Source organism: Corynebacterium sp. HMSC06G04, assembly GCF_001807365.1.
GTDB lineage: Bacteria > Actinomycetota > Actinomycetes > Mycobacteriales > Mycobacteriaceae > Corynebacterium > Corynebacterium simulans.
This window is the reverse complement of sequence record NZ_KV788627.1, coordinates 68,666-87,094: the sequence shown is the minus strand read 5'-3', so window position 1 is coordinate 87,094 and position 18,429 is coordinate 68,666. Positions and strand designations below refer to the sequence as shown.

Annotated in this window: 16 protein-coding genes and 1 tRNA gene; 6 read left to right on the top strand and 11 right to left on the bottom strand. The window is 60.1% G+C overall.

Annotation, left to right across the window (positions count from 1 at the left end):
• Positions 1 to 16 precede the first annotated feature (16 nt).
• The 5 genes from HMPREF3158_RS11205 to HMPREF3158_RS11185 form a co-directional block, all read right to left on the bottom strand.
• Entirely contained in the window at positions 17 to 781 is a 765-nt protein-coding gene (locus HMPREF3158_RS11205) for an amino acid ABC transporter ATP-binding protein (protein ID WP_062038895.1), read from the bottom strand.
• Positions 781 to 1,710 (bottom strand): amino acid ABC transporter permease, encoded by a 930-nt coding sequence (locus HMPREF3158_RS11200; protein ID WP_062038898.1) that lies wholly within the window; start codon positions 1,708 to 1,710, stop codon positions 781 to 783. The genes HMPREF3158_RS11205 and HMPREF3158_RS11200 overlap by 1 nt, the downstream gene beginning before the upstream one ends.
• A complete protein-coding gene (locus HMPREF3158_RS11195) occupies positions 1,703 to 2,581 on the bottom strand; it encodes an ABC transporter substrate-binding protein (RefSeq protein WP_062038901.1) in 879 nt (292 codons plus the stop codon). Before HMPREF3158_RS11195 ends, HMPREF3158_RS11200 begins: the two co-directional genes overlap by 8 nt.
• 9 nt (positions 2,582 to 2,590) lie before the next feature.
• Positions 2,591 to 3,427 (bottom strand): DUF368 domain-containing protein, encoded by an 837-nt coding sequence (locus HMPREF3158_RS11190; protein ID WP_062038903.1) that lies wholly within the window; start codon positions 3,425 to 3,427, stop codon positions 2,591 to 2,593.
• 226 nt (positions 3,428 to 3,653) lie between these two features.
• Positions 3,654 to 3,727 (bottom strand) — tRNA-Leu (locus HMPREF3158_RS11185).
• 151 nt (positions 3,728 to 3,878) lie between these two features.
• On the opposite strand from HMPREF3158_RS11185, the gene polA reads away from it, so the two are divergent.
• On the top strand, positions 3,879 to 6,470 hold the full coding sequence (gene polA / locus HMPREF3158_RS11180; RefSeq protein ID WP_235591358.1) for a DNA polymerase I: 2,592 nt from the start codon (positions 3,879 to 3,881) through the stop codon (positions 6,468 to 6,470).
• A 67-nt stretch (positions 6,471 to 6,537) separates the two neighbouring features.
• On the opposite strand, the gene HMPREF3158_RS11175 is transcribed toward polA, so the two are convergent.
• Entirely contained in the window at positions 6,538 to 6,993 is a 456-nt protein-coding gene (locus HMPREF3158_RS11175; RefSeq protein WP_062038908.1) for an RDD family protein, read from the bottom strand.
• Between the two features lie 30 nt (positions 6,994 to 7,023).
• Entirely contained in the window at positions 7,024 to 7,761 is a 738-nt protein-coding gene (locus HMPREF3158_RS11170; RefSeq protein ID WP_070456662.1) for a class I SAM-dependent methyltransferase, read from the bottom strand.
• Positions 7,762 to 8,001: 240 nt separating this feature from the next.
• On the opposite strand from HMPREF3158_RS11170, the gene rpsA reads away from it, so the two are divergent.
• From rpsA to HMPREF3158_RS11145, 5 genes are all read left to right on the top strand, one after another.
• Positions 8,002 to 9,462 (top strand): 30S ribosomal protein S1, encoded by a 1,461-nt coding sequence (rpsA, locus tag HMPREF3158_RS11165; protein WP_062038914.1) that lies wholly within the window; start codon positions 8,002 to 8,004, stop codon positions 9,460 to 9,462.
• 80 nt (positions 9,463 to 9,542) lie between these two features.
• Entirely contained in the window at positions 9,543 to 10,142 is a 600-nt protein-coding gene (gene coaE, locus HMPREF3158_RS11160) for a dephospho-CoA kinase (protein ID WP_062038917.1), read from the top strand.
• A gap of 69 nt (positions 10,143 to 10,211) precedes the next feature.
• A complete protein-coding gene (locus HMPREF3158_RS11155) occupies positions 10,212 to 10,574 on the top strand; it encodes a DUF4259 domain-containing protein (protein WP_083306128.1) in 363 nt (120 codons plus the stop codon).
• Positions 10,575 to 10,592: 18 nt separating this feature from the next.
• Positions 10,593 to 12,686, top strand: a complete 2,094-nt coding sequence (gene uvrB, locus HMPREF3158_RS11150) for an excinuclease ABC subunit UvrB (RefSeq protein WP_062038921.1) — start codon at positions 10,593 to 10,595, stop codon at positions 12,684 to 12,686.
• Between the two features lie 191 nt (positions 12,687 to 12,877).
• Positions 12,878 to 13,318: a universal stress protein gene (locus tag HMPREF3158_RS11145; protein ID WP_061922687.1), complete on the top strand. Its 441-nt coding sequence runs from the start codon at positions 12,878 to 12,880 to the stop codon at positions 13,316 to 13,318.
• 66 nt (positions 13,319 to 13,384) lie between these two features.
• Here HMPREF3158_RS11145 and HMPREF3158_RS11140 read toward each other — a convergent pair whose 3' ends face one another.
• The 4 genes from HMPREF3158_RS11140 to HMPREF3158_RS11125 form a co-directional block, all read right to left on the bottom strand.
• Entirely contained in the window at positions 13,385 to 14,449 is a 1,065-nt protein-coding gene (locus tag HMPREF3158_RS11140; RefSeq protein ID WP_082787732.1) for an App1 family protein, read from the bottom strand.
• Positions 14,450 to 14,459: 10 nt separating this feature from the next.
• Positions 14,460 to 16,691 (bottom strand): HelD family protein, encoded by a 2,232-nt coding sequence (locus tag HMPREF3158_RS11135; protein WP_070498554.1) that lies wholly within the window; start codon positions 16,689 to 16,691, stop codon positions 14,460 to 14,462.
• Between the two features lie 87 nt (positions 16,692 to 16,778).
• Positions 16,779 to 17,696 (bottom strand): DoxX family protein, encoded by a 918-nt coding sequence (locus HMPREF3158_RS11130; protein WP_062038930.1) that lies wholly within the window; start codon positions 17,694 to 17,696, stop codon positions 16,779 to 16,781.
• 127 nt (positions 17,697 to 17,823) lie between these two features.
• Entirely contained in the window at positions 17,824 to 18,426 is a 603-nt protein-coding gene (locus HMPREF3158_RS11125; protein WP_070498552.1) for an MBL fold metallo-hydrolase, read from the bottom strand.
• Positions 18,427 to 18,429 lie beyond the last annotated feature (3 nt).

The window sequence follows — 18,429 nt, the reverse complement described above, 5'->3', positions numbered from 1 at the left end:
ACTCATCGTAAGCTCGCTATAGCAGCGAGGAGAGGAATTCCTTGGTTCGCGGGTGCTGCGGATCGTCGATGACCTGCTGCGGAGTGCCAGATTCGATGACTTGGCCGCCGTCCATGAAGAAAATCTTGTCGGCGACTTCTCGGGCAAATCCCATCTCGTGGGTGACCACCAGCATGGTCATTCCACCCGCAGCGAGTTCCTTCATCACGCGTAATACCTCGCCGACGAGTTCGGGATCGAGTGCGGAGGTCGGCTCGTCGAAAAGCATCAGCTTCGGCTCCATCGCCACCGCCCGCGCGATGGCTACGCGCTGTTGCTGGCCGCCCGAAAGCTGCACCGGATAGGCATCCGCCTTGTGCGCAAGGCCTACCTGTTCGAGCAGCTCCATCGCGCGTTTCTTTGCCTTTTCCACCGGCTGCTTTTTCACGTTCACCGGCGCCTCAATGATGTTTTCGAGCACCGTCCGGTGGGCGAAAAGGTTAAATTGCTGGAACACCATGCCGATATCGGTGCGCTGGGCGGCGGCCTGCTTTTCCGTAATCTCGTAGAGGACTCCGTCGCGCTCGCGGTAACCAATCAGGTCCCCGTCGACGTATAGTCGGCCCGCCGTGACCTTTTCTAGGTGATTGCAGCAGCGCAAAAACGTCGACTTGCCCGAGCCTGAAGGCCCCAACAGGCAGGCGACCTCGCCCGGCATGACGTCGAGAGTAATACCTTTCAACACTTCCAAACTGCCGAAGGACTTGTGCACATTTTGTGCGGAAATCATTGGCGTAGCCATTAGTTATTTACCTCCGGGATGACGGAAACGTTACGGGGGATTGTGCCCTCGGCGTCGGCAAGCGCTGCTAGCTGACGCCCGGTGAGCTCACGCGTGGCACCGCGTTCGAAGCGGCGCTCCAAGAAGTACTGGGCCACCATCAGCAAGGAGGTGATCACCAGGTACCACGTGGCCGCGACCATAAGCAGCGGGATGGGTTCGAAGAGAGCGGCGGAGATATCGGTGGCGCGGCCGAAAATCTCGTAGGTATAGGGCACCGCAACCACGAGCGAGGAGGTCTTGAGCAAGGAGATGAACTCGTTGCCCGTCGGCGGGATGATAATGCGCATCGCCTGCGGAAGCACAGTGCGGCGCATGGTCATCCACCAGCCCATGCCCAGAGCCTTGGAGGCTTCTTTCTGGCCTTCCGGCACTGCAGAAATGCCGGAGCGGACGATTTCTGCCATGTAGGCCGCCTCGTTCAAGCCGAGACCCAGCACGGACAGCAGGAAGGCGTTGGTCAACACTCCCGAGAGCGAAATCTCGGTGAATCTGAGGTTGATGGATTGATAGAGCGCGGATAAAAGGCCCCAGAACACCAGCTGCACGTAGACCGGGGTGCCGCGGAAGATCCATAAAAATAGCCAGGCGACGCCGCGCAAAACCGGGTTGGGGGACATGCGCATCACCGCGAGCACCGCGCCACCGACGACGCCGATGAGCATCGCGAGGATGGTAATGGCCAGGGTATGCAGGGATGCGGCCCCGATGCGCTTGTCAAAGAGGTACTGGAAGTAGGTATCCCAGCCAAATGCCTCGTTGCGCGCGGAGGCGATGACAAACCAGAGCCCTAGAAGGACGAGGATAGTGGCAAAGACCCAGCGCCATGGGTGACGCAGGGGACGAGCCTGAATTTCTTGCGGCTGCGCGGCCGGAGTTGTCTTAGTCATTGACTGGCCTTTCGTTAATCATTGCCTGGTCCACGAGGCCCTCAGAGATGCCCCAGCGGCTCAAAATCTTTTCGTATTCGCCTGTTTCGATGAGGTAGTCCAGTGCCGCAGCGGCAGCAGGACCGAGCTCGGAGTCTTTCGGCACCGCCAACCCATAAGGTGCGGCGTCAAACATGTCACCGACCATGCGCATCTTGCCCTCTGAGCGGTTGACTGCCCAGGATGAGACAGGCGAGTCGGCGGACATTGCGTCCGCGCGGCCCATCAACACGGCAAGCGCCGCGTTGTCGCTGGTGTCATAGGACAGAATGCGCAGGTCGCCGCCGCAGGCATCGCGTTTCGGATTAAGGTCGTCGGTTTCCGAGACCGTGGTGCGCTGGACCGCGACGGTAAGCCCACACGGGTTTTCCGGGTCTACGTCTTTGATGCCCTCGGTGCGCTCGGCCCATTGGATGCCGGCATAGAGGTGGTCGACGAAGTCGAAGTTTTTGCGGCGTTCCTCGTTATCGGTAAATCCGGAGGCGCCGATGTCGATTTGCCCGGATTGCACCGCGGGCAGGATGAGCGAGAAATCCTGTTCGACGGGCTGGAACTCGAGCCCCAGGACGTCGGCAATAGCGTTGGTGATGTCCATCTCAACGCCGACGAGCGCACCATCGGAGTCCTTGAACTCGAAGGGAGCAAACGGCGGGTTGGTGCCCGCCGTGAGCACGCCATCGTTGTCGTGGTACATCGCCGCGATTTCCGGAACCATCTCGATGTCAGGTGCTTGCCAGCCCTCAGGCATGGAGGATTCCTCGTTGGTGACGCATCCCGTCGCTAGGACGGTGCAACTTAGTACCACGGCTGTGGTGGCGATTTTTCTTTTCATTGGGGTGTTCTAACTTTGCTTTTCCGGCTCGTTGTAGGCCTTGGCCTTGCGCGCGTCGATGAAGATGAATACGGATACGATGATGCCGCCGAGCACCATCATCGCGATGATTGCCCCGCTGGATGCGTCCTGGTCCGCACCCCACGGCCACAAAGCGCGCAGGGAGCCGAACATGAAGCCGGCCATGGCTGCCAGGGTCAGCGAGCGGTGATTATCCAATAGGTAGTTGAGCAGCTTTACAAACGCTGCGAGGCCGCACAGGGCACCCAAGGCGAATACGGCAATGGTGCCCAGCTCGCGGTCGGAAACGGCGCCGATGACTGGCTGGTAAAGGCCCATCGTCAGCAGAATCAGCGAGCCCGAGACACCGGGGAGCACGAGCGCGCAGACCGCTACCATGGCGGCCAAGAAGACCACGATGAGTGAGGGATTGTCCACCGGCTCCGAGGTGAATCCCGTGACGAAGAAAATAAGTACGGACGCCACCACGAAGGTGACGATGGAGGAGACCTTGAAGCGCTCAGCCCGAGTCATCATGGAGATCGGCACGAAGATGGATACCGCCACCATTCCCAAAAAGAGGGCGCTTGATATCGATACTTGGCTCTCGACGAAGTTGTGCAACAGCGTCGACAGTCCAAATACGGCCGCGAACATGCCTACAGCGATGGAGGCGAGAAAGCCCCATTCCACCTTTTTGAACCGGGCAGAGATGAGAAAGTTTGCATTGTGCAGCGCGCGTTCGTAAATGCCCACGATAAGCGCGACAGTGCCACCGGAGATTCCGGGAACGAGCTCTGCCGAGCCTATGAGTGCGCCGCGAATGGCGTTGAGAATATATTGCATACTTTCGAAACTAACCTTGAATGATCGGGCTCTGGGGCGTGACGTGCCGCAACACGGCCGAGATTTTAAGCGGATCGGAGAAGTTGCCGCGCCGCCCGAGGAATAAACCTATCACAATAAATACCACTCGCGGTATATTATTCACTAGCTGTGTCACAATTCTGCGGCCCCGAACGTAAAAAATCCCCTCGCCAGGCAAAGTTGCCAAGCGAGGGGATGAAGGTAGTGCCCCTGGTGAGACTCGAACTCACACTGAATGGGTTTTGAATCCATTGCCTCTGCCAATTGGGCTACAGGGGCGCGTCTTGTTGACTGGAAAGCAGTTTAGCGCAGCCGGGCGAGCAATTACTAATCAGGTGGGGGTAAAGGCTCTATGATGGGGCGAGTGACTTCTTCGACAACACACTATAAGACCACCAAACCGCGCCTTTTGCTTATCGACGGCCACTCCATGGCCTTCCGCGCTTTTTATGCGCTGCCGGCAGAAAACTTCGCCACCTCCGGCGGCCAGCACACGAATGCGGTGTATGGATTTTTGTCCATGCTCTCCAACATCATCGCCGAGGAGAAGCCGGAGTTCGTGGGCGTGGCTTTCGACGTCGGGCGCAAGACCTTCCGTACCGAGATGTTCCCGGAGTACAAGGCCCAGCGCGAGGCCGCGCCCGAGGAGTTCCGCGGCCAGGTAGAGCTCATCCGCGAGGTGCTCGGCACCCTGGGTATCACCACGCTATCCCGCGAGAACTTCGAGGCCGATGACATCGTGGCCACGCTGGCTACTCAGGCCGATAATTATGAAACCCTCATCGTTACCGGCGACCGCGACTACCTGCAGCTGGTCAACGAGGACACCACCGTGTTGTACCCCATGCGTGGTGTTTCCACCCTGCATCGCTTTACCCCGGCCGCGGTGGAGGAGAAGTACGGTCTGACTCCGCAGCAGTATCCGGATTTCGCGGCCCTGCGCGGCGATCCTTCCGATAACCTGCCGAGCGTTCCCAAGGTGGGCGAGAAGACGGCCACCAAATGGATCCTCCAATATGGCACCCTCGAGGGGCTTATCGAGCACGCCGCGGAAATCAAGGGCGTGGCCGGTCAGAACTTCCGCGATCGCATCGAGCAGGTGCGCATGAATCGCAAACTCACGCAGATGATCACGGACATGGATTTAGGGGTCGGCCCAGACGATCTGGCTTTCCAGGGTGCAACCGTTAGCGAGGTGGCCGAGAAGTTCGACGAGCTCGAGTTCGGCACCAATCTCCGCGAGCGCGTGCTGGAGGCTATCCCGAACGATGGCGGTGGGGCGCCAGCCGTGGAGGAGGCACCGACGCAGGAGATTAAGGTCGTCGACAAGCCTTTGGCCCAGTGGTTGGAGGGCAAAGAGCACGTCGCGGTCTTTGTCACTGGTGACTCCCGCCCCGGCCAGGGTGACGCGAGCGCACTCGCGCTTGTCGACGCCGACTTTGAAGGCATGCAGGTCGAACTTGGCGAATTGAGCGCGGAGGATGACGCCGCACTTGCCGCCTGGTTTGCTTCTTCTGCGCCGAAGTATTTTCACGAGGCCAAGGCCGCTTTCCATATGCTGGCAGGCCGCGGCATCGAGCTGCGTGGCATCGCGCACGATACCGCGATCGCTGCCTACTTGCTGCGCCCGGGCCAGCGCACCTATGACCTGCCGGATGTCTATCAACGTCACCTGAAGAAGACTCTCGCCCAGGCCAGCGACCAGCTCTCGCTGCTGGATGATTCTTCCCTAGTGGACCAGGCGGGTGCCATCATGGAGCTGGCTGTGGCGCTTAGCAAGCAGCTGCAAGAGATCGATTCCTTCGAGCTTTATACCGACTTGGAGCTGCCGCTCGTGGGCATTCTCGCGCGCATGGAGGCCACCGGTATCGCCGTGGACGTGGAGATTCTAGAAACCCAGCGCGATGCCTTCATCGAGCAGGTTGCCGAGCAGGAGCGCGCCGCCCGCGAGCTGGCTGGCGACGAGACGCTGAACTTGAACTCGCCAAAGCAGCTGCAGACCGTGCTCTTCGAGACCTTCGAGATGCCGAAGACGAAGAAGACCAAGACGGGCTATTCCACCGCGGCCAAGGAGATTGAGCAGCTGGCGGTCAACCACCCGCACCCGTTCCTCGATCACCTGCTTGCTCACCGCGAGTATCAGAAGATGAAGACCACCCTGGAAGGCCTCATCAAGACCGTGCAGCCGGACGGTCGCATCCACACCACCTTCAACCAGACGGTGGCTTCCACGGGCCGACTTTCCTCCACCGAGCCGAACCTGCAGAACATCCCAGTGCGCACGGAGGCAGGGCGCCAGATTCGCTCTGCGTTCATCGTGGGCACGGAGTTCGAGACCTTGATGACGGCCGATTATTCCCAGATTGAGATGCGCGTGATGGCTCACCTGTCCGAGGATCCGGGGCTTATCGAGGCCTATCGCGAGGGTGAGGATCTGCACAACTACGTCGGCTCGAAGGTCTTCGACGTGCCGGTCGATGAGGTGACCTCGGAGCTACGCCGCCGTGTCAAGGCGATGTCTTATGGTCTAGTCTATGGCCTTTCCGCGTTCGGCTTGTCCCAGCAGCTGGGCATCCCGGCCCGCGAGGCCAAGGAGATCATGGAAAGCTATTTCGAGCGTTTCGGTGGCGTGAAACGCTACCTCGACAACGTCGTTGAGCAAGCCCGCAAGGATGGCTACACCGCGACCGTCTTCGGGCGCCGTCGCTACCTGCCGGAGCTGAACTCTGATAATCGCCTCGCGCGTGAGAACGCCGAACGTGCAGCGCTGAACGCTCCGATTCAGGGCACGGCTGCGGACATCATCAAGGTCGCCATGATTCGCGTGGATAGGGCGCTTGAGGGAATGCGCTCCCGTGTGCTGCTGCAGGTCCACGACGAACTTGTGGTGGAAGTCGCCCCAGGCGAGGCCGACAAGGTCCGCGAGATTCTAGAACGCGAGATGGATTCGGCCATCGAGCTCAACGTCCCGCTCGAGGTCTCCGCCGGTGCCGGTAAGGATTGGGATGCCGCAGCGCACTAAAGCTGGCGCACGCCTGGCAGCCCAGGGCATCGAGGACCACGGTATCCCGGCCTACGCGAAGGCGAAGCTAGAAAGGCAGTGGGCGGCGCTCGACTAGGCAATTAGCCAGCATGTCGAAAGGCGTTTGGCCCGCTGCCAAAACCGATATTCCCAACACGCCGAGAACTACTGCCTCCACGTGTGGCACGCCGGTCAAAGAGATGAGCGTGAGAAGAATCCAGCTATTGCGCAGCGCGGCCGACCACCAGCCGGGCTTGTCAGTGATGACGTGCAACTGCAGCGACCATTTGCCCAGCGAGGTGCGCTTGCGTGCCTCACAGATAACGCGGTAGAGGTAGAACACTCCGGCAAGGGCCGCGATGTCGTAGATGGCGGCGGCGTGGCCGGTGATGGGGGCGTCGAAAAGCGTGTTGATGGTCCACCGCACCACCATGATGATGGCGGCGGCGAGGAAGGCATCAATCCACCACGCCACGACGCGGCGGAGGGTGATGCCTAGGTGCTCTTTAGCCAAAAAATCCATGCGCTATAGATTACTCATAGTCGATTGCTACTAAACGGCGGTGCAGATAAAAATAATGCTGCCGGGGAAGATTTCGCCGCGCTCGCGCGACCACTGGCCCCAGGTGATGTCGAGGTCTTGTGGCCACTCCGGCTCGAGGACGTCCTCGATGAGAAAACCGCCGCGGGTTTGTAGCGCGCGCACCCAGTCGCCCAGTGTGCGGTGGAACTCCGCGTAGCTTAAGTTGCCATCAGCGTCGTGCTCTAAGTAGGCACGGTCGAAGTAGGAGAGCTCAGCGGTGAGGTTTAACGGGTCATCGGGGAAAATCCAGCGCATCGGGTGAGTAGCGGAGATGACCAAGCGCCCGCCCGGGCGCAACACGCGGCGGACCTCCGCGAGCGCCGCGGCTAAGTCAGCAATAAAAGGGAAAGCGCCGAAAGCGGAAAAGGCGATGTCGAAGGACTCGTCGGCATAAGGCAGCACCAGGGCATCTGCCTGTACTAGCGGCAGGCCGCTCGGCGCGTGGGAGAGCATGCCGCGTGAGATATCGAAGCCGGTGGCAAAGCCCGCCTTATCCTGCAACCACGCGGTACAAGGCGCTGAACCACAGCCAATCTCGAGCACGCGCGCGGCGGCGAGGAAGGCGGCGTCGCCAAGCAGGTGTGCGTCAGCCTCGTGCAGCATCTCCGGGCACCAATAAAAGGAGGAAAGATATTTCGGATGCGCGGCATGATAGGCCGCGGCATCGTTGTCCCAAAAGGATTGGTTCGCGCGGGAGGGAGTCTGCATGGATGAAGTCCTTTTGAAAAATTGAAGTATTTGCCGTTTTAGCTGCGCGGATGTAGTATTGCACGGGCGTGTCTATGCCGTGGGTTGTCTAAGGCTTCCGTAGGAGGGCTTTATACATCGTCACGTCGGGATCGGAATCCATCCTAAACTATCGCTATTTTGCCTGTTTAGAGACGCTTTTCGAGAGACGCGTAACTGTCCATTTACGATCTCCTACATCAATTCGGAGCATTTCTACATATGCCAACTTCTAACACCCCTCAGGTTGCGATCAACGACATCGGAACCGCTGAGGACTTCCTCGCTGCCGTTGACGCCACCATCAAGTACTTCAACGATGGTGACATCGTCGAGGGTACCGTGGTCAAGGTTGACCACGACGAGGTCCTGCTCGACATCGGATACAAGACCGAAGGCGTCATCCCATCCCGCGAGCTGTCCATCAAGCACGACGTCGACCCAGATGAGGTCGTCGAGGTCGGCGATCAGATCGACGCACTCGTTCTCACCAAGGAGGACAAGGAAGGCCGTCTGATCCTGTCCAAGAAGCGCGCACAGTACGAGCGTGCTTGGGGTGCAGTCGAGGAGCTGCACGCCAAGGAAGAGCCAGTTACCGGTACCGTTATCGAGGTTGTCAAGGGTGGCCTCATCCTGGACATCGGTCTGCGTGGCTTCCTGCCTGCTTCCCTCGTCGAGATGCGTCGCGTCCGCGACCTGGAGCCGTACATCGGCCAGGAGCTGGAAGCAAAGATCATCGAGCTGGACAAGCAGCGTAACAACGTCGTCCTGTCCCGCCGTGCATTCCTCGAGCAGACCCAGTCTGAGGTTCGCTCCGAGTTCCTGCACCAGCTGCAGAAGGGCCAGGTCCGCAAGGGCGTTGTTTCCTCCATCGTCAACTTCGGCGCATTCGTCGATCTCGGCGGTGTCGACGGCCTGGTTCACGTTTCCGAGCTGTCCTGGAAGCACATCGATCACCCATCTGAGGTTGTCACCGTCGGTGACGAGGTCACCGTTGAGGTTCTCGACGTTGATCTCGACCGCGAGCGCGTCTCCCTGTCCCTGAAGGCTACCCAGGAAGATCCGTGGCGCGTATTCGCCCGCACCCACGCTGTGGGCCAAATCGTCCCGGGCAAGGTCACCAAGCTCGTTCCGTTCGGCGCATTCGTTCGCGTCGAAGAGGGCATCGAGGGCCTGGTTCACATCTCCGAGCTGGCTCAGCGCCACGTCGAGGTTCCGGACCAGGTTGTCACCGTTGGCCAGGAAGTTATGGTCAAGGTCATCGACATCGATCTCGAGCGTCGTCGTATCTCCCTGTCCGTTAAGCAGGCAGACGAGGACTACACCGAAGAGTTCGATCCGTCCAAGTACGGCATGGCTGACTCCTACGACGAGCAGGGCAACTACGTCTTCCCAGAGGGCTTCGACCCAGAGACCAACGAGTGGCTCGAGGGCTACGACGAGCAGCGTCAGGCTTGGGAGGCACGCTACGCAGAGTCCGAGCGTCGCTTCAACCTGCACACCGCTCAGATCGAGCGCAACCGTGCCGCAGCCGCTGAGGCTGCAGAGGCTAACGAGTCCTCCAACTACTCCTCCGAGTCCAACGATGCAGCTCCGGCATCCGAGGCTTCGGCTGAGGTTGGCGGCTCCCTGGCTTCCGACGAGCAGCTTGCTGCTCTGCGCGACAAGCTCGCTGGCAACTAATCCCAGCTAGCTCATAAAGGCCGCATCCTCCGTTTGCTTCCAAGCGCGGGGTGCGGCCTTTTCGCGTACCCTGGCCAACTATGAAACTGATTGGTTTAACCGGTGGCATAGGAAGCGGCAAGTCCACCGTGGCCGAGCTTTTGGCAGAACGCGGCTGGAACGTGGTGGACGCAGATCAGATTGCGCGTGACATCGTCGAGCCGGGCCAGCCCGCCCTAGCGGAGCTGGCAGAATCTTTCGGTTCCGACATCCTCCAGGCGGATGGCAGCTTGAATCGAGGCTTGTTGGCTAAGCGCGCGTTTGGCGACGCCGCCTCTACCGCGCGCCTCAACGAAATCACCCACCCGCGCATTGCGGCTGAGACCGAATCCCGTTTCGCGCAGGCCCGCAAACGCGGTGAAGCTTTTACCGTCTATGACATGCCTTTGTTGGTGGATAAAGGCCTGCACCGCGACATGGACTATACGGTCGTGGTCGACGTCGCTGTTAAGGAGCGCGTGCGCCGCCTCGTCGAGTTCCGGGGCTTGGACGAGGATGACGCGCGGCGTCGGATAGCGGCACAGATCCCGGATGAGGAGCGCCTGGCCGCAGCGGATTTCGTCATCGACAACAACGGTGCGCGCGAGGATTTGGTGCCGCAAGTAGAGCGACTGGTGGCGGCCCTCGACGCGAAAATTTAAATTTTGTAGCGATGAATGTTAACGCTGCGCTTTAGCTACGTTCACTTTCCTTTCCTATTGTCCCAATCTATGGGAACGTGGGATGTAGGACCTTTCGATAATCACGCGGCGTGCGACCTGCTCGCCGCCATTCGTGATGGCTCCTTCGATTTCGAACGTTTCAAGCGCATGTGCGCCGCCCCGCCGCTCGACGTCGACGAGGCCGAGGTGGTCATTGCCCTTGGCATGTTGGCCAAGACTTCACCTGAACATTTGCCCCAGGGTATTAGCGCAGAAAGCATCAACGCGCTCTACAAGCCGCAGTCGCGGGCGTGGTTGCGCAAGCAGATTAACGCCACCCTCGACCCGGATACCTCTTCCGTGTACGCACTGTGGGAACCCACCGGCGAGCTAGAGACGTGGATTATGGCTGTGCGCGCTGCATTGCCCTAAAACGCTAGACTTGCGGGCATGGCATTTGCAGCGGAACATCCAATTTTGCCGGTCTCTGAGCATCGCCCAGTGAGCGAGGTGGAGCGTCGCTCCGCCGAATTCAAGGTGGAATCAGAGTTTGAACCCTCCGGAGACCAGCCCTCCGCTATCGCGGAGCTAGACGCGCGCCTGCGCCGTGGCGAAAGCGACGTCGTGCTCATGGGCGCTACCGGTACCGGTAAGTCGGCAACGGCGGCCTGGCTGATTGAGCAACAGCAGCGCCCCACGCTGGTAATGGCACCGAACAAGACCCTGGCGGCACAGCTTGCTAACGAGCTGCGCCAGCTCCTGCCGCATAACGCCGTGGAGTACTTCGTCTCTTACTATGACTACTACCAGCCCGAGGCCTATATCGCGCAGACCGATACCTACATCGAGAAGGATTCCTCCATCAACGAGGACGTCGAGCGCCTACGTCACTCTGCCACTTCGTCGCTGCTGTCCCGCCGCGACGTCGTCGTAGTTTCCTCCGTTTCGTGCATTTACGGCTTGGGTACCCCGCAGTCCTACCTGGACCGCTCGGTGGTCATTGAGGAAGGCGAGGAGATCGACCGCGACCGCTTCCTGCGCCTTTTGGTAGATATCCAATACGAGCGCAACGACGTCGGCTTTACCCGCGGTACCTTCCGTGTCAAAGGCGATACCGTGGATATTATTCCGGCATATGAGGAGCGTGCGGTGCGCATTGAGTTCTTCGGCGACGATGTCGATGAGCTTTACTACATCCACCCGCTGACCGGTGACGTCTTAGAACGCGTCGACGAGGTGCGCATCTTCCCGGCGACGCACTACGTGGCGGGTCCGGAGCGCATGGCCAAGGCTGTGGAAGACATCAAGGCGGAGCTGGCTGAGCGCCTGGAGGATCTAGAAAATCGCGGCAAGCTGCTCGAAGCCCAGCGCCTGCGCATGCGCACCGAGTATGACCTCGAGATGATCGAGCAGGTGGGCTTTTGCTCAGGCATCGAGAACTACTCCCGCCATATCGACGGCCGCCCGGCAGGTTCTGCGCCGGCCACGCTGCTGGATTACTTCCCGCAGGACTTCCTGACCATCATCGACGAGTCCCACGTGACGGTTCCGCAGATCGGCGGCATGTTTGAAGGCGATATGTCGCGCAAGCGCAACCTCGTGGAGTTTGGCTTCCGCCTTCCTTCGGCCACGGATAACCGCCCGCTGACCTTTGACGAGTTCGAAGAGCGTGTGGGCCAGACCGTCTATATGTCTGCTACTCCGGGCAACTACGAGCTGACTGCCTCCCAGGGCGAGTATGTCGAGCAGGTCATTCGCCCAACCGGCCTGATCGACCCAAAGGTGACGGTCAAGCCCACCAAGGGGCAGATCGACGATCTCATCGACGAGATCCGCACCCGGACCGCAAAGCAGGAACGCGTGCTCGTTACCACCCTGACCAAGCGCATGGCCGAGGACCTCACCGACTATCTCTTGGAACACGGCGTCAAGGTCCGTTACTTACATTCGGACATCGACACCCTACAGCGCGTGGAGCTGCTGCGTCAGTTGCGCCTTGGTGAATACGACGTCCTCGTGGGCATCAACCTCCTGCGCGAGGGCCTTGACCTTCCGGAGGTCTCTCTGGTGGCCATCCTGGATGCGGACAAGGAGGGCTTCCTGCGCTCGACCACCTCGCTCATCCAGACTATCGGCCGTGCGGCTCGAAATGTCTCGGGCGAGGTCATCATGTACGCGGACAAAATCACCGAGTCCATGCAAGAGGCCATTGATGAGACCGAGCGCCGCCGTGAAAAGCAGATTGCCTATAACAAGGAACACGGCATCGACCCGCAGCCGCTGCGCAAGAAGATTGCGGACATCTTGGACCAGGTCTACGAATCCGATGGGGAAGAGCAGGACTCCGCCGACCCAGCGGCGATGGTGGACAAACCCGACGTTTCGAGCATGGCTGCCGACGAAGTGCAAAAGCTTATCGACGACCTCACCGCCCAAATGGGGGCTGCGGCCCGCGAGTTGAAGTTCGAATTGGCGGGTCGTTTGCGTGACGAAATTGCCGATTTGAAGAAGGAAATGCGTGGCCTGAAAGAGGCGGGAATCTAGCGTGCTGCGGTGACGACAAACGGCGCCAAAAGTGAGAAAAACAGCACTTTCCATTCGGGGTATAAAATGCCACGTTGCGCAACGGACAGGTCACAAAGTTGTTAAACTTACGTTTGCGCCTTTATAAGGATTAGCAATTTGCACATTCTGCATCATCATTTGGGGTATAAGGCCCCTGAAGAAAGGTCATCATGAGCGATTACAAGAAGATCGTGGTCGGCACTGACGGTTCCAAGTCCTCCCTCCTGGCAGTGGAGCGCGCCGCTAAGATCGCCGCCGCATTCGATGCAACTCTTATCATCGGTTGCGCTTATTACGAGAACCAGGAGCAGGCTTCCAAGACCCTGCGCCAAGATTCCGTGACCATTCTGGGTGACCAGAAGGCAGAGGCTAACCTCACCACCGGCAAGGAGCACGCTGAGAAGTTCGGTGCCACCAAGGTAGAGACCGCCGTCCGCCCGGGCACCCCGGTCCAGGCTCTGATGTCCATCGTTAATGACAATCAGGCTGAGCTGCTCGTCGTTGGTAACCGCGGCATCAACTCCCTGACCGGCCGCCTGCTGGGGTCCGTACCGGCTGACGTCGCTCGCCAGTCTGACTGCGACGTCATGATTGTTCACACCGTGAGCTAATTTCTCGCTTTAAGAAAGCCCAGTCAGATTCCCTCGCGGGGAATCTGACTGGGCTTTTCGCTTGTGCTACTCGACGTCGTCGGTCTCCGGTGCGTCCTTTGCAAACGCCTCAGCCTCAAGCTCCGCCGAAATCTTGTGCATCTGTGCGGCGAGCTCCGACCCATCCCCGCCCTGGATGAGGGGGATGCTAAACGAGCCTTCCTCGTTGGCGTCGGCAAGCGGGCCCAGTGAACCGTGGGAGAGCAACTGCTCCTGCGGCGAAAGGTTGCGGATGGCCACCGCGGCCACGCGGTCTGGGTGCTCGTTCGCGGCATCACCGTAGGTGAGCGAATCGTGCTGGCCATCGTCACCGATGAGCAGCCACTTCATCCATGGGAAAGCGATAAAGAGGTTACGCAGCTGCACGCGCTTGTGCTCCTGGCCGTTTCGGAAAAGCCCGGTGGGGGTAGGGCCCCAGTCAGTCAGCAGGAGTGGACCACGCGGGAAGCCGTTGTGCTCCATGAAGCTGACCAAGGTGTCGTAGGTATTCCACGCGCCGGTGGACAGATAAATGAAAGGCATCTCCGGGTGCTGTTCCTGCAACTGCTGATAGAAGCGCGCCATGCCTTCAACCGGCTGGCGGGTGTTGGTGCGCTTGACCCAAGAGTTCCAGGCCGCAGTCATCGCACGCGGCAACCACGTCACCATGACGGTGTCATCGATATCGCTGACGACGCCCAGCGGAGAGTCCTCAGAAACGATGAGCACCTCGGAGGTAATGGGCTCGGCGCCGTCTGCCTCGATGACGACCTCGTGCCAGCCGGCACCTAGGCCATGCTCGTGGACCAAGATATCGATATAGCCGTTGTAATTGGTCCGGCCGTGGACGGTCTTGCCATTGACCGTGACACGGACGTCGAGGTTGTTTACCTGAATCGTGAAAAACTGACGGTAACCGCGCTGCGCCCACGTCTCCGTGGCCTCGGCCGCTGGATCATGCATGAGCACGCGGCCCAAGACGTGGACGAATTCCGTGTTGCCGTATCCGGCATAACCCGTAAGTTCCGGCGTCCAGCCTTTGCGGGTGGTGCGCTCTAGCGCCGCCTTATTTGTGGCGCGTTCAATTTTGCGTGCGATGTCAGATAAAGCCATGCCCACCAGACTAGTGGAAAGTCTCTTGGAAGCGGCCGGCCAAGGTCAGCGTCTGTGTCGCACGCGTGAGCGCAACGTAGAGATTTTGCAGGCCCTGTGGCGAGGCGGCCACGATGGCATCAGGGTCAACGACCACCACGTGGTCGAATTCGAGCCCCTTGATCTCCTCGACGTTCTCGCGCGTGATGACGGCGTTCAATCGCCCGTCGGCATCGGTGAAAGTCCCCGGTGCGTGCGTTGCTGGCTGCGCGGTGAAGACGACTTCCGCGCCGTCGCGGACCGCCACGGCGGGAGCTGCCTCGGGGTTAATGAGCTCGAGGAGGGAATTGGCCAGCTCGGTAATCGGCTGCGGCGTGCGGTAGTTCACGGTCAGCTTGTGGTGGCGGAAGCGCTGGGCCACGAAGGGCTCAAGCGCTTCGGCCCAATCGTCTACGCCAGCGGGCGCTCCGGTTTGCGCGGTATCGCCCACGAGCGTCATCCAGCGCGAAGGGCTGCGGCGAAAGAGCATGCGCCATTCCATCGGACTTAATTCCTGGGCCTCGTCGACGATGATGTGGCCGTAGGCCCACGTGTAGTCTTCCTGGGCACGTTGCGCGGTGGTGCGGTTATCGCGCACCTCCTGGCGGCGGGCAAGGGTCTCAGCGTCGATGACGTCGTGTGCAGACAGGATCTCGGCGTCGAACATGTCATCGTCGTTGTCTGTGGAATCGGAGGAGGACAAGATGTCGAGCGCGTCTTCGGCGTCGGCAACTTGCTCGCGCCAGGCCTGATCCGCGGCAGCCTTTTCCTCCTCTGGATTCGGCATGCCGATGAGTACCGCGAGCTCGTCGAGGAGCGCGGCGTCGGAAGGCGCCCACGCGTCGCCCTGCACGCGGTACAGGCCGTCGCGGGTCTCGGTGTCGTAGTCCGGTGCCGCGGCGTCGATAAGCGCACGCGAAGATAGCAAATCCGCCAGTACTGCGCGCGGGTCCAGGGTAGGCCAGAACTCGTCGATGAGCTCGCGCACTTGTGGTTCCTCCGCCAGGTCATCGTGGAGCTGGTCGATGTCCGCGCGCGAGAGCAGGTTCTTGCCACCTAGCGGGTCGGCACCAATCTTTTCAGCCATCTGCTGGGCGAGTGACTCCGTGAGATGTTCGGCGAAGGCCGCCTGCGCGTCATTGTGCGGCTTGCGCGAACGACGCGCGCGGGTGCGGGCCGCCTTAATCATCGCGGGGTCGACGGTCAGCTCCAAGTGCTCCGCGCGAATGCGGCGCGGGCCTTCGGGAAGCGTCTGGTTGTTCTTCACCGCGGCTGCGAGAATTTCCACCATCGCCTCCGAGCCTTTGATTTCGCGCGCGGCCAAAGACTCTTGGTGGGTGGGGCGAACGCCGGGGAAGAGCTCACCGATGGTGGAAAGAACCACGCCGGTTTCACCCAGTTCTGGAAGGACGCGCGAGATGTAGTCAAGGAAGGTGGAATTAGGCCCGACGATGAGCACGCCCGTGGCCGCCAGCTGCTCGCGATGGGTGTAGAGGAGATAGGCCACGCGGTGCAAAGCGACTGCGGTCTTGCCCGTCCCGGGACCACCTTCGACCACGAGTACGCCGCGGGTGCTATCGCGGATAATCTCGTCTTGCTCGCGCTGAAGGGTCTCCACGATGGATTCCATGTGGCCGGTGCGAGCACGCTGCAACGCGTGATAGAGCGCGGACTCACTGGCGACGCCCGCGGTTTCTTCCGCCGCGCCAGCACCGGAGAGAACTTCATCGTTGATATCAGTTACGGTTCGGCCTTTGGTACGGATGTGGCGGCGGACCGTAACGCCCTCTGGCTGCGCAGTGGTGGCCAGGTAGAAAGGACGTGCCATCGGCGCGCGCCAGTCCAGCAGGAGAGTGCGGTAATCCTCTTCGCGGGCATCTAAGCCCATCCTGCCGATGTAGCGGCGGTCTAGGCCTTCTGCGGTGGGATTATCGCCTGGGGCATCGATATCGATGCGGCCGAAGACGAGGCCTAGCTGCGCGAGATTTAGACGGTCCAGCTTGGCTTGCAGGCCGTGGTACTCCGTTTCACGGCGGACTAGGGCATCCGCATCAGGCGTGTGCGGGTCCACTGCGGCCTGCACCTCGTTGAGGCGTTCGTTGGCTTGGGCGACCTCGTGGTCCAGCCTTGAAAAGAGGCTGTCAACGTAGGCCTGCTCAGCGGCAATCTCCTGTGCTACCTGCTCGTTCTGCGGGTGATTTGGGCTATGTTCTGGGGAGGCCACGACGGTTAATACACCTCAATACGCGAAGAGATTGATAAAAACGACAACGGCCCAGCATACCTTGCTGGGCCGTTGGAGGTTAAAGGCTTAGTTCAGGCGGTCACCGAACTTGTTGATTGCCTTGTCGAGCTTCTTGGAAGCTTCCTTCTGCAGCTTCTCAGCGCGCTTGGAGGCCTTCTTGGCAGCACGCTTGTTGGCCTTGGTATCAACCTGTGCGCGAGCGAAGTCAGCGCGCTCCTGAGCCTTGGAAGCTGCCTTCACAGCTTTTTTGCGAGCCAGCTCAGCGTTTTCCTGGGCGGTGGACAGCCAGTCATCCTTGTTGTCATCGATGAAGCTCTTTGCCTGCTCGGCGCTGTCCTCGATGAAGGAGCGAGCGGAATCTACCAGGTCCTTGCCGGTTGCCTGCCAGTCATCCTTGTTGTCATCGACGTATTCCTTAGCGCCCTCGAACCAATCGCTGGCCTTGGTGGAGAACTCATCGGCGCGGTCGGAGAGGTTATCAGCGAACTTCTGCTGCTCGGACTTGGTCGGCAGAGCCTTCTGGATCTTCTTGTTGGTGCGCTCTGCGGACTTGGATGCGCGCCATGCCAGGGAAGGCTTACCCTCGGTGTCCTGGGTAGCGATGAACAGTGCACCAAGCAGAGCGGTGTTGGTAATGAAACCGTTGCGGCGATTGTTCTTCTCCTCAGAATCCTCTGCTTCCCAGAAGGCGTTGCGGCCGAGGAGATTAGGCAGGGTAGAAAGCGCCAACACTGCTGCGGAGGTGCGCGGTGCCTTGCCCAGCGCCAGGGTGGAGCCGGCGCCGACCTTCAGGCCGCCGACTGCGCGGGCAGCCAGCTCTGGGTCGTTCGGGATGTAACCGGCGTACTGTGCCGGGACAACCTTGCGCAGACGCTGCAGAACGGACTCGGTCTCGGCTACGTGGTCGGAGGCGTTACGCAGGGTATCGACGCCGTCCCAGACAAAAACAGAAGCCAGCATAGGGCGAGCAAACTTACGAATCACTTGTTACTCCATTCGTCGAGATTCATTGAGTAAAGTAACGAACTTCTCACCAGTGTACGGAAAACGCCGACCGCTGTGGGCGGAAACCGTGCTTATCCACCCACCACTTGGTGCGCAAAGGTCGCATCTACCAGCGGCGCTGCCACCATTCACCAAGTTTTGGACGCTCCTCACCCAAAGTGGTGGACTTGCCGTGGCCGGGTCGCACGATGGCGGTATCTGGGTAGACATCGAAGATGCGCTCGTTGACGTCTTTATAAAGGCGTACAAAGTCACCCTCCGAATCGGTGCGGCCCACACCGCCGGGGAAGAGGCTGTCGCCCACGAAGAGATTCGTGGTTCCATCGATATCGACGGCGATGGCGACGCCGCCTGGGGTATGGCCGCGCAAAATAATCGCCGGGAATTCGTGGCCTGCGAAAGTCAGTGTGTCTCCCTGCTTCAACTCGACGTCGACAGGCGCCGGCATCGCAGGGGAGTCGAGGAAGGAGGCGTAGTGGGTAGCGCCGGTAGCTTTGATTACTTCCTTAGTGGCGCGGACATGGTCCCAGTGGCGGTGGGTAGTAAGCACGGCGCTAATGCGTACGCCGTTTTCCTTGGCCAGGTTGAGGAGTGCGGGAGCGTCATCCGCGGCGTCGACAAGCAGTGCTTCTTCGCCGGCACAGATGAGGTAGCAGTTGTTGTCCATCTCGGACACGGAAATACTTTTAAGCTTTAGCGCGTTATTCATGTG

Excerpts from the sequence above, each read along its gene's own strand:
- HMPREF3158_RS11205 (WP_062038895.1), bottom strand. The coding sequence starts at position 781 with ATGGCTACGCCAATGATTTCCGCACAAAATGTGCACAAGTCCTTCGGC.
- HMPREF3158_RS11200 (WP_062038898.1), bottom strand. The coding sequence starts at position 1,710 with ATGACTAAGACAACTCCGGCCGCGCAGCCGCAAGAAATTCAGGCTCGT.
- HMPREF3158_RS11195 (WP_062038901.1), bottom strand. The coding sequence starts at position 2,581 with ATGAAAAGAAAAATCGCCACCACAGCCGTGGTACTAAGTTGCACCGTC.
- HMPREF3158_RS11190 (WP_062038903.1), bottom strand. The coding sequence starts at position 3,427 with ATGCAATATATTCTCAACGCCATTCGCGGCGCACTCATAGGCTCGGCA.
- polA (WP_235591358.1), top strand. The coding sequence starts at position 3,879 with ATGGCCTTCCGCGCTTTTTATGCGCTGCCGGCAGAAAACTTCGCCACC.
- HMPREF3158_RS11175 (WP_062038908.1), bottom strand. The coding sequence starts at position 6,993 with ATGGATTTTTTGGCTAAAGAGCACCTAGGCATCACCCTCCGCCGCGTC.
- HMPREF3158_RS11170 (WP_070456662.1), bottom strand. The coding sequence starts at position 7,761 with ATGCAGACTCCCTCCCGCGCGAACCAATCCTTTTGGGACAACGATGCC.
- rpsA (WP_062038914.1), top strand. The coding sequence starts at position 8,002 with ATGCCAACTTCTAACACCCCTCAGGTTGCGATCAACGACATCGGAACC.
- coaE (WP_062038917.1), top strand. The coding sequence starts at position 9,543 with ATGAAACTGATTGGTTTAACCGGTGGCATAGGAAGCGGCAAGTCCACC.
- HMPREF3158_RS11155 (WP_083306128.1), top strand. The coding sequence starts at position 10,212 with ATGGGAACGTGGGATGTAGGACCTTTCGATAATCACGCGGCGTGCGAC.
- uvrB (WP_062038921.1), top strand. The coding sequence starts at position 10,593 with ATGGCATTTGCAGCGGAACATCCAATTTTGCCGGTCTCTGAGCATCGC.
- HMPREF3158_RS11145 (WP_061922687.1), top strand. The coding sequence starts at position 12,878 with ATGAGCGATTACAAGAAGATCGTGGTCGGCACTGACGGTTCCAAGTCC.
- HMPREF3158_RS11140 (WP_082787732.1), bottom strand. The coding sequence starts at position 14,449 with ATGGCTTTATCTGACATCGCACGCAAAATTGAACGCGCCACAAATAAG.
- HMPREF3158_RS11125 (WP_070498552.1), bottom strand. The coding sequence starts at position 18,426 with ATGAATAACGCGCTAAAGCTTAAAAGTATTTCCGTGTCCGAGATGGAC.